General features: G+C 42.1%; 6 protein-coding genes. All 6 read left to right on the top strand.

Translation table 11 applies throughout. From position 1 onward, the window contains the following. The first annotated feature begins 8 nt into the window (after positions 1-8). The 6 genes from BSAG_RS04205 (at position 9) to BSAG_RS04230 (ending at position 11560) form a co-directional block, all read left to right on the top strand. Positions 9-1748 carry a thrombospondin type 3 repeat-containing protein gene (locus BSAG_RS04205; RefSeq protein WP_008770997.1) on the top strand — a complete coding sequence of 580 codons (1740 nt, stop codon included), beginning with the start codon at positions 9-11 and terminating at the stop codon, positions 1746-1748. 2 nt (positions 1749-1750) lie between these two features. Beyond that, a complete protein-coding gene (locus BSAG_RS04210) occupies positions 1751-2419 on the top strand; it encodes a DUF3826 domain-containing protein (RefSeq protein ID WP_004300481.1) in 669 nt (222 codons plus the stop codon). 205 nt (positions 2420-2624) lie between these two features. Beyond that, positions 2625-3548: a glycoside hydrolase family 43 protein gene (locus BSAG_RS04215; protein WP_004300482.1), complete on the top strand. Its 924-nt coding sequence runs from the start codon at positions 2625-2627 to the stop codon at positions 3546-3548. A gap of 31 nt (positions 3549-3579) precedes the next feature. After that, the gene (locus BSAG_RS04220) at positions 3580-6900 is read left to right on the top strand and encodes an MGH1-like glycoside hydrolase domain-containing protein (RefSeq protein WP_008997716.1); all 3321 of its coding nucleotides are present in this window, start codon (positions 3580-3582) and stop codon (positions 6898-6900) included. Positions 6901-7172: 272 nt separating this feature from the next. Beyond that, positions 7173-10007: a glycoside hydrolase family 78 protein gene (locus BSAG_RS04225; protein ID WP_008770999.1), complete on the top strand. Its 2835-nt coding sequence runs from the start codon at positions 7173-7175 to the stop codon at positions 10005-10007. A 200-nt stretch (positions 10008-10207) separates the two neighbouring features. Further along, a complete protein-coding gene (locus BSAG_RS04230; RefSeq protein WP_004306223.1) occupies positions 10208-11560 on the top strand; it encodes a glycoside hydrolase family 28 protein in 1353 nt (450 codons plus the stop codon). Positions 11561-11646 lie beyond the last annotated feature (86 nt).

Genomic DNA, 11646 nt, shown 5'->3' with positions numbered 1-11646 from the left:
AAATAAAAATGAAGAAGAAACAGGTACTTTTAGCAGTTTTTGCTGCAACAATGTTGACTCCGACCGTTGCATGGGCGCAATACCCACAAATATCTGGCGAAGCCAAAGAAAACTATACAAAAATGATGACTGAAGAGCGGAAACGCTCTGATGAAGCATGGGCAAAAGCGTTGCCGATAGTACAAAAAGAAGCTAGAGAAGGACGTCCATATATTCCTTGGGCTGGTCGTCCGTACGATTTGCCACAGGCTGATATCCCTTCATTCCCAGGTGCTGAAGGTGGTGGTATGTACAGTTTTGGGGGTCGTGGAGGTAAAGTGATAACTGTCACAAATCTGAATGATCGTGGACCGGGTTCTTTCCGTGAAGCATGTGAAACTGGTGGTGCACGTATTATCGTTTTTAATGTTGCTGGTATCATCCGTCTGGAATCTCCGATTATCGTCCGTGCTCCTTACGTAACTATTGCCGGACAAACAGCTCCGGGAGACGGTGTTTGTATTGCTGGAGAATCATTTTGGGTAGATACACATGATGTGGTGGTACGTCACATGCGTTTCCGTCGTGGAGAAACGAAAGTATGGCATCGTGATGACTCTTTCGGAGGTAATCCTGTTGGTAATATAATGATCGACCACTGCTCCTGTACATGGGGATTGGATGAGAACATTTCTTTCTATCGCCACATGTACGACCCGAGTGAAGGACAATATGAAAGCAAAGACTTGAAACTTCCTACTGTAAACGTAACTATTCAAAATACTATCTCGGCAAAAGCGTTGGATACATACAATCATGCGTTTGGTAGCACGTTAGGTGGTGAGAACTGTGCATTTGCCCGTAACCTTTGGGCTAGTAACTCCGGACGTAATCCTTCTATCGGCTGGAATGGTATATTCAATTTCGTTAATAATGTAGTATTCAATTGGGTGCACCGTTCTTCCGATGGTGGTGATTATACCGCGATGTTCAATATGATTAACAACTACTACAAACCGGGACCTGCTACTCCTAAGGATTCCAATGTAGGACATCGTATCTTGAAACCGGAAGCAGGACGTAGTAAGCTGGATCATAAAGAATATGGGCGAGTATATGCCGACGGAAATATAATGGAAGGCTATCCTGAAATAACTAAAGACAACTGGAATGGCGGTATTCAGATTGAAACTCAACCGAACACTGACGGATATACTGAATACATGCGTAGCTACCAGCCGTTCGAAATGCCGTATATCAATATCATGGGAGCTAAAGATGCTTATGACTATGTATTGAAACATGTAGGTGCGAATATTCCTTGTCGTGATATTGTTGACGAACGCGTGATTGAAGAAGTAAGAACAGGTATTCCTTATTATGAAAAGAAACTTCCTAAAGACGCTTATGGTGACTTGACAGGTTTGTCTCCTAAGTCAATGGGAGAAGACGGACAGTTCAAGTATCGTCGTTTGCCGAAAGATTCTTATAAGCAGGGTATTATTACTGATGTTCGCCAGATGGGGGGGTATCCTGAATACAAAGGTACTCCTTATGTTGATACAGACAAAGATGGTATGCCGGACGAATGGGAAATTGCTAACGGATTAAATCCGAACGATCCGAGTGATGCCAATAAAGACTGTACTGGTGACGGATATACGAATATTGAAAAATATATCAACGGTATCAGCACAAAGCATAAAGTAGATTGGAGAGATATGAAGAACAACTACGATACATTGGCTGAAAAAGGAAAATTAATGTAATTATGAAAAAGATACTGATACTATCATTGCTTTTTATTTCCGGTTGGATGTCTGCGCAGGCAGTCGACTTAAATAAAGAGAATCGTGATCCTGAATATGTAAAGTCTATTGTCGGCCGATCACAAAAGATCGTTGATAAACTCGGACTTACAGATGCGAAAATAGCCGAAGATGTTCGCAATGTCATAGCCAATCGTTACTTCGAATTAAATGATATTTATGAGGTGCGGGATGCGAAAGTCAAGAAAGTAAAAGAATCCGGGTTGACTGGTGAGGCTAAAAATGAAGCTTTGAAAGCTGCGGAAAATGAAAAAGATGCGGCGCTATATCGTTCACATTTCGCTTTTCCTGCCAATTTATCTCTCTTTCTTGATGAAAAGCAAATAGAAGCCGTTAAGGATGGCATGACTTATGGAGTAGTAAAAGTGACTTATGACTCACATCTGGACATGATTCCTACTTTGAAAGAAGAAGAAAAAGCTCAAATCTATGCTTGGTTGATAGAGGCTCGTGAATTTGCGTTGGATGCAGAAAATTCGAATAAGAAACACGCTGCTTTCGGAAAATACAAAGGACGTATCAACAACTATCTGGCTAAACGTGGATATGACCTGAAGAAAGAACGAGAGGAATGGTATAAACGTATAAAAGCCCGTGGAGGTTCTATATAATTAAAAAATAAGATACTATAAAAAGAAGTGAAATTCTTTCCCATTGTAAATGGTTAGTTTGTTTGATGGTGGAAAGGGTGGCTCGGAGAGTCGCCCTTTTATCGTATATAAATTTTGAATCTATTGATTCTTCTAGTATATTTGAGTACAAACGGCGCTTTCCATCGTCTCCTCTGTATAAAAGATACAAATATAGAATATAGAAATGAAAAAGTTAAGAAATACATTAGCCGCAATAAGTCTTCTGTTTCTGGCTTCTTGTGGGGGGAACAAAGACTACTACATGTTCACTTCGTTTCATGAACCGGCTGATGAGGGGTTGAGATACTTATATAGTGAGGACGGAATTCACTGGGACAGTATTCCGGGAGTTTGGCTAAAGCCGGAACTGGGACAGCACCAGCTCATGCGGGATCCCTCGATGGTACGTACTCCGGATGGAACCTACCATTTGGTCTGGACTACAAGTTGGAAAGGTGATTTAGGATTTGGCTACGCACATTCCAAAGATCTGATCCATTGGTCGGAACAACAGATGATTCCTGTAATGGCAGACGAACCGACTACTATTAATGTATGGGCTCCGGAAATTTTCTATGACGACGAGAACGATCAGTTTATGGTAGTATGGGCTTCCTGTGTCCCCGGGCGTTTCGAAAAGGGGATAGAAGAAGAGAATAATAATCATCGTTTATACTATATCACTACAAAAGATTTTAAAACCGTTTCGAAAGCAAAACTTTTGTATGATCCGGGATTCAGTACCATTGATGCCGTTATCGTGAAACGGGCAAAGAATGACTATGTAATGGTACTCAAGGATAACACCCGTCCGGAACGTAATCTGAAAATCGCTTTTTCCGATTCTATGACCGGTCCTTATTCGCCCGCATCCCAGCCTTTCACTGAATCCTTTGTAGAAGGACCGTCTGTAGAGAAAGTGGGAGACGATTATCTAATCTATTTTGATGTATATAAGAAAAAAATATATGGCGCTATGCGTACGAAGGATTTCCGGAACTTTACAGATGTAACAGAAGAGGTAAGCATCCCTGTGGGGCATAAGCATGGAACCATATTTACGGCTCCGGAATCAGTCGTAAAAGCATTGCTGGAAGAAAAGAAATAAACCCGGAAACAATTTTAAATCAGAATAAATCATGAACAACTCTGCTAAAATTCTTGTTGTACTGGCTGCCGGTTGGTTGACTACTACAGCCTTTGCACAAGATAGAATTCATTATACAGGAAAAGAATTATCGAATCCTGCTTGTCACGACGGACAACTGTCTCCGGTAGTCGGAGTACATAACATTCAGTTGGTACGTGCCAATCGTGAACATCCCGATGCTTCGAACGGCAATGGATGGACGTATAATCATCAGCCGATGCTGGCTTATTGGAATGGACAGTTTTTCTATCAATACCTGGCAGATCCTTCTGACGAACACGTACCGCCTTCACAGACTTTTCTGATGACGTCGAAAGATGGATATCGCTGGACAAATCCGGAAATTGTGTTTCCTCCTTATCAAGTTCCTGATGGATACACCAAAGAGTCTCGTCCGGGTGTGCAGGCCAAAGATCTGATTGCCATTATGCACCAGCGTGTCGGATTCTATGTTTCTAAATCCGGCAAGCTGATTACAATGGGAAATTATGGAGTTGCTTTGGATAAAAAAGATGATCCCAATGATGGAAACGGTATTGGCCGGGTGGTTCGTGAAATAAAGAAAGACGGTTCTTACGGACCGATCTATTTCATTTATTATAATCATGGATTTAATGAAAAGAATACTGATTATCCGTATTTTAAGAAAAGCAAGGATCGTGAGTTTGTGAAGGCTTGCCAGGAAATTCTTGACAATCCGCTGTATATGATGCAGTGGGTGGAAGAAGCCGACCGTGAAGATCCTATTCTCCCGCTGAAGAAAGGATACAAAGCATTCAATTGTTATACATTGCCGGATGGACGTATTGCCAGTCTTTGGAAACATGCGCTTACCTCTATCAGTGAGGATGGCGGACATACTTGGGCAGAGCCTGTGCTTCGTGCAAAAGGTTTCGTCAATAGCAATGCGAAAATTTGGGGGCAGCGTTTAAGTGATGGTACATACGCCACTGTATATAATCCGTCGGAATTTCGTTGGCCGCTGGCTATATCTTTGAGTAAAGATGGATTGGAATATACAACATTGAATCTGGTGCATGGTGAAATCACTCCCATGCGTTATGGAGGAAATTATAAATCATACGGTCCTCAATATCCACGTGGTATTCAGGAAGGCAATGGGGTACCTGCCGATGGTGATTTGTGGGTTTCTTACAGTGTGAACAAGGAAGATATGTGGATTTCCCGTATTCCTGTCCCGGTGGAAATAAATGCTTCAGCACATGCGGATGATGATTTCTCTAAAAATAAATCAATTGCGGAACTGACTGACTGGAATATTTATTCTCCGGTTTGGGCCCCTGTTTCTTTGGAGGATCAATGGTTGAAGTTGCAGGATAAAGATCCGTTTGATTATGCCAAAGTGGAACGTAAAATTCCGGCCTCTAAAGAATTAAAAGTATCATTTGATTTGAAAGCCGGCCAGAATAATAAAGGTACACTCCACATTGAATTTCTGGATGAGAATGGAATAGCCTGTTCCCGTATAGAACTTACTGATGATGGCATTTTTCGATTGAAAGGCGGCTCCCGGTTTGCAAATATGATGAAATATGAAGCAGGAAAGATTTATCATGTAGAAGCAGTCCTTTCTACTGTTGATCGTAATATTCAAGTGTATGTAGATGGCAAGAGAGTAGGGTTGCGTATGTTCTATGCGCCCGTGGCTGCTGTGGAGCGAATCGTATTCCGTACTGGCGTACCTCGTACATTCCCGACTGTAGATACTCCTGCCGACCAGACTTATGATCTGCCGAATGCAGGTGCGCAAGATCCATTGGCTGAATATGGCATTGCCAATGTAAAAACATCTTCTACAGATAAAGATGCGTCTTCTGCTTTTTTAAAGTATGCTGACTTCAGTCATTATGCAGACTATTTCAACGGTATGGAAGACGAAAATATTGTTCAGGCAATTCCCAATGCAAAGGCTTCGGAATGGATGGAGGAAAATATTCCTTTGTTCGAGTGTCCGCAACATAACTTTGAAGAAATGTATTATTATCGTTGGTGGTCATTGCGTAAGCATATCAAAGAGACTCCTGTTGGCTATGGCATGACCGAGTTTCTCGTTCAGCGTTCTTATTCAGATAAATATAATTTGATTGCCTGTGCAATTGGACATCACATTTATGAAAGCCGTTGGTTGCGTGATCCGAAATATTTGGATCAGATTATTCATACATGGTATCGTGGCAATGATGGCGGTCCGATGAAGAAAATGGATAAGTTCAGCTCATGGAACGCAGATGCTGTTTTGGCTCGTTACATGGTAGATGGTGATAAGGACTATCTGCTGGATATGAAGAAAGATCTGGAAACCGAATACCAGCGTTGGGAACGTACGAACCGTTTGAAGAACGGATTGTATTGGCAGGGTGACGTACAGGATGGTATGGAAGAATCAATCAGTGGCGGACGGAGGAAGAAATATGCCCGGCCGACAATCAATAGTTATATGTATGGCAATGCTAAAGCACTTTCATGTATAGGAATTCTTTCCGGTGATGAGGGGATGGCTATGAAATATGGCATGAGAGCAGATACTTTGAAAAATCTGGTAGAAAATGAATTGTGGAATACACGTCATCAGTTTTTTGAGACGATGCGTACGGACTCTTCCGCGAATGTGCGTGAAGCAATCGGATATATTCCCTGGTATTTCAACCTGCCGGATACCACCCAAAAGTATGAAATTGCCTGGAAAGAAATTATGGATGAAAAAGGCTTTTCTGCTCCTTATGGACTGACAACCGCAGAACGTCGTCATCCGGAGTTCCGTACACGTGGAGTAGGCAAGTGTGAGTGGGACGGTGCTATCTGGCCGTTTGCTTCCGCACAGACATTGACAGCAATGGCTAACTTTATGAATAATTATCCGCAGACTGTATTGTCTGACAGTGTATATTTCCGTCAGATGGAATTGTATGTGGAATCACAGTATCATCGTGGTCGTCCCTATATTGGTGAATATTTGGATGAGGTGACCGGTTATTGGCTGAAAGGAGATCAGGAACGTAGCCGTTATTATAACCATTCCACTTTCAACGACCTGATAATTACAGGATTGATCGGACTTCGTCCACGTTTGGATAATACGATTGAAGTGACCCCCTTAATTCCTGCTGACAAGTGGGATTGGTTCTGCCTGGATAATGTATTATATCATGGTCATAATCTGACGATTCTTTGGGATAAGAATGGTGATCGCTATCATTGCGGAAAAGGATTGCGCATTTTTGTAGATGGTAAGGAAGTAGGGCAGGCGAATACATTGACAAAAATCGTTTGTGAAAATGCACTTAAATGATAATTTTGCGGAGTGCCCTGAAAGGGCTTAATTATATAGCGTAGGGCAACGCCCTACGTAAAAACGACAATCTGAATTTGCGCCCTGAAAGGGCATAATTGTATACAGTTCCGCCCTTTCAGGGCTTGTGGCTGGTGTGTTTTTTTCGTAGGGCGTTGCCCTACGCTATATAATTAAGCCCTTTCAGGGCACCCCAATAAATATATAATTGTAAGGCTTTCAGCCTAACCGCTAAATTCTCATTTATCGAACAAATAAAAGATACTTGAAAAATGAAATTCAAAAAGATTCTTCTTTCATTGCTAATTTGTTTGTCTTGTTTTGTACAGGCGAAGAATATAACCATCAGTCGTCTTACCTGTGAGATGCAGGAGGGACTGGTAGTGGTCGAAGGTTCACCCCGTTTGGGCTGGGTGATGGAATCGCCGGAAAATGGGACACGACAATCTGCCTATGAGATTGATATTCGGGAAGCTTTTACAGGGCGTTCCGTTTGGAATAGTGGGAAGGTTTATTCTTCGCAGAGCCAGTTAGTTTCTACAAAGGGGGCAGATATACGTCCTGATAACTCATTTAATTATAGTTGGCGCGTTCGTGTTTGGGATGAAACAGATACACCTTCCGAGTGGAGCAATGAAGCGAAATTCCGGGCAGTACCCGAAAGGTTATCTTCGGGGCAGTGGATTGGAGCTATTACCCGACAAAATGCTCATTTACCGGAAGGGCGTAAGTTCCACGGTGGAGAGCTGAAGAAACCGGAAGTGAAAGCTGCTTGGGAAGCAGTGGACACTTTGGCAAAGAAAAGTATTTGTTTGAGAAGAACATTCCAGGTAGGAGATGCGAAAGAAGGGGGTGCAAACCGTAAACCGGGCAAGAAAATAGTGGAGGCAACGGCATACGTTTGTGGTCTGGGATTCTATGAGTTTTCTTTGAATGGCAAAAAGGTGGGTAACAGTGAGTTTGCCCCATTGTGGAGTGATTATGATAAAACTGTTTACTATAACACATACGATGTGACGGAACAATTGCGGCGTGGTGAAAATGTCGTAGGAATCTTATTGGGGAATGGATTCTATAATGTGCAGGGGGGGCGTTATCGCAAATTACAGATCAGCTTTGGTCCTCCCACACTTTTATTTGAGCTGGTTATTAACTACGAAGATGGAACATGTACGACGGTTCATTCCGATAATAATTGGAAATATGATTTTAGTCCGGTAACCTTCAATTGCATATATGGAGGAGAAGATTATGATGCGCGTCGTGAACAGAAAGGATGGAATCAGATTGGCTTTGATGACAGTCATTGGCGTCCGGTAGTCATACAGGAAGCTCCTAAAGGAATACTTCGTCCACAGATGGCGGCTCCGGTGAAAATCATGGAACGGTATGATATTCAAAAGGTAACCAAACTAAATGCGGACCAAGTTGCATCAGCTTCTGTATCAACTAAGAGAACAGTCGATCCTTCTGCTTTTGTGTTGGATATGGGACAGAATCTGGCTGGCTTTCCGGAAATAAAAGTACATGGCAAACGTGGTCAGAAAGTAACTTTGATTGTAGCCGAAGCATTGACAGAGGAAGATGCTTGCAATCAGCGTCAGACAGGGCGTCAACACTATTACGAATACACTCTGAAAGGGGAAGGAGATGAAACCTGGCATCCTCGTTTCTCTTATTACGGTTTTAGATATATTCAGGTAGAGGGTGCTGTCTTAAAAGGACAGAAGAATCCGCAGAAATTGCCTGTATTAAAGAATATTCAATCCTGTTTCGTCTATAATTCAGCTAGAAAAGTTTCCACTTTCGAATCATCCAACCGGATATTTAATGTTGCCCATCGATTGATCGAGAAAGCGGTTCGCAGCAATATGCAGTCTGTGTTTACAGATTGTCCGCATCGTGAGAAACTTGGGTGGCTGGAACAGGTACATCTGAATGGTCCGGGTTTGTTGTATAACTATGATTTGACAGCATACGCTCCGCAGATTATGCAGAATATGGCAGATGCACAACATTCCAACGGGGCCATGCCGACAACTGCTCCGGAATACGTGATTTTTGAAGGTCCGGGTATGGATGCTTTTGCCGAATCTCCGGAGTGGGGTGGTTCTTTGGTTATTTTCCCTTTTATGTACTATGAGACTTATGGAGACGATTCATTGATTAAGAAATATTATCCGAATATGCGTCGTTACGTGGATTATCTCAAGACTCGTGCAGATAAAGGTATTCTTTCTTTCGGATTGGGAGACTGGTATGATTATGGAGATTTTCGTGCGGGATTCTCACGGAATACGCCCGTTCCTTTGGTGGCTACTGCGCATTATTACATGACAGTCATGTATTTGGTACAAGCTGCGAAAATGGTAGGTAATGACTTTGACATTCATTATTACACTTCGTTGGCACAGGATATAATGGTTGCATTTAATAAATGTTTTCTTCATAAAGATACGGCACAATATGGTACAGGAAGCCAATGCAGTAATGCGCTTCCGTTGTTCCTCCAAATGACGCAGGATGCAGATGAACAAGGTAGCTACCGGCCGGATGCAGATTTGAATGAGAAAGTATTTGCGAATCTGATAAAAGATGTGGAAGCACATGGCAACCGTTTGACTACCGGTGATGTGGGAAACCGTTATCTGATTCAGACATTGGCGCGTAATGGGGAACATGAACTTATTTATAAAATGTTCAATCATGAAGAAGCTCCCGGATATGGTTTCCAGTTAAAATTCGGCGCTACAACTTTGACCGAGCAATGGGACCCCCGTCAAGGTTCTTCCTGGAATCACTTTATGATGGGACAGATTGATGAATGGTTCTTTAATTCACTGGTCGGTATTCGTCCTTCTACCACTCCAAAACAAGGTTATCAGAAGTTCATCATCGCTCCCCAACCTGTGGGAGATTTGAAATATGTCAAAGCGTCGTATGAAACTTTATACGGTACCATTAATGTGGACTGGACTTGTGAGAATGGGACTTTCACTTTAAACGTGTCTGTTCCGGTGAATACTACCGCTGTCGTTTACCTCCCGGGCGAAAAAGAACCGAAAGAGATACAGAGTGGAACATATCAATTGGTTTGTGCAAAATAAAAGAACCTTTTTGTATATATTTGTAGAATTAAAAAACAATGTATTCGTATAAAAAATCATGCAGCATCTTTATTTTAATCATGTAGCATGTTTGAAAAAAACATCTCAATGATTGTCTTCAAACATTGGGAAGAAAAAAAGATTCTATTAGCATGATTTTTTAGAAGGAAACGATGAAATATACTTTAATAATATCGATTATGAATTTACGAACAACTCTTTTTGTCTTTCTTTGCTTCTGTGCAACCACAGTTCTTCGTGCCGAGCGTGTAGATATGCTGAAGGCCGGTGCAAAAGCAAATGGCAAGACTCTTAATACAAAGCTAATCAATTCAACGATTGACCGTCTGAACCGTGGCGGCGGAGGTACTCTTTTCTTTCCTGCCGGAACTTACCTGACGGGGAGTATCCATCTGAAAAGTAATATTACACTGGAGTTGGAAGCCGGAGCTACCTTGCTCTTTTCCGATAACTTTGATGACTATCTTCCTTTTGTCGAGGTTCGTCATGAAGGAGTGATGATGAAAAGTTTCCAGCCTTTGATTTATGCGGTAGATGCCGAGAATATTACGATCAAAGGAGAAGGAACTTTGGACGGACAAGGAAAGAAATGGTGGATGGAGTTCTTTCGTGTCATGATTGATTTGAAAGACAATGGCATGCGTGATGTGAATAAATATCAGTCCATGTGGGATGCAGCAAATGATACGACAGCAATTTATGCTGAAACGAACAAGGATTATGTAAATACATTGCAACGTCGCTTTTTCCGTCCTCCGTTCATTCAGCCCGTTCGTTGTAAGAAAGTAAAGATTGAAGGAGTGAAAATCATAAATTCTCCCTTCTGGACGGTCAATCCGGAGTTTTGCGACAATGTAACTATAAAGGGGATCACCATAGATAATGCGCCCTCACCAAATACGGACGGAGTGAATCCGGAATCCTGCCGCAACGTACATATCAGCGACTGCCATATATCAGTAGGAGACGATTGCATCACAATCAAGTCGGGAAGAGATGCGCAGGCCCGTCGTTTGGGAGTACCTTGCGAGAATATCACTATCACCAACTGCACCATGCTTTCCGGTCACGGAGGCGTTGTCATCGGCAGCGAGATGAGTGGGAGTGTGCGTAAAGTTACTATTTCTAATTGCGTGTTTGACGGAACAGATCGTGGAATCCGTATTAAGTCGACCCGTGGAAGGGGAGGAGTCGTTGAAGATATTCGTGTCAGCAACGTCGTAATGAGCAACATTAAACAGGAAGCTGTCGTATTGAATTTGAAATACAGTAAAATGCCTGTCGAACCTAAGAGTGAACGCACTCCGATATTCCGTAACGTACATATCAGCGGAATGACTGTGACAAACGTAAAGACTCCGATCAAAATAGTGGGCTTGGAAGAAGCGCCGATATCTGACATCGTTTTGCGTGATATTCACATTCAAGAAGGGAAACAGAAATGTATCTTCGAAAATTGTGAACGTATCACGATGGATGACGTAATCGTCAATGGTGAAGTAATTAAAAGCACCACAAATACTACAGATTAACACAGATTTTTAATTCGACTAAATTATAAGAATAATAAATCTGTGAAAATCTGTGTAATCTGTGGTGAAAAAACAACTTACATAAA

Source organism: Bacteroides sp. D1 (assembly GCF_000157095.2).
GTDB lineage: Bacteria > Bacteroidota > Bacteroidia > Bacteroidales > Bacteroidaceae > Bacteroides > Bacteroides xylanisolvens.
The sequence above is the reverse complement of the archived record's forward strand: the minus strand, read 5'-3'. Positions and strand labels throughout refer to the sequence as shown.

Bases quoted from the DNA above. Each gene is read 5' to 3' on its own strand.
- BSAG_RS04205 (WP_008770997.1), top strand. From the start codon at position 9: ATGAAGAAGAAACAGGTACTTTTAGCAGTTTTTGCTGCAACAATGTTG.
- BSAG_RS04210 (WP_004300481.1), top strand. From the start codon at position 1,751: ATGAAAAAGATACTGATACTATCATTGCTTTTTATTTCCGGTTGGATG.
- BSAG_RS04215 (WP_004300482.1), top strand. From the start codon at position 2,625: ATGAAAAAGTTAAGAAATACATTAGCCGCAATAAGTCTTCTGTTTCTG.
- BSAG_RS04220 (WP_008997716.1), top strand. From the start codon at position 3,580: ATGAACAACTCTGCTAAAATTCTTGTTGTACTGGCTGCCGGTTGGTTG.
- BSAG_RS04225 (WP_008770999.1), top strand. From the start codon at position 7,173: ATGAAATTCAAAAAGATTCTTCTTTCATTGCTAATTTGTTTGTCTTGT.
- BSAG_RS04230 (WP_004306223.1), top strand. From the start codon at position 10,208: ATGAATTTACGAACAACTCTTTTTGTCTTTCTTTGCTTCTGTGCAACC.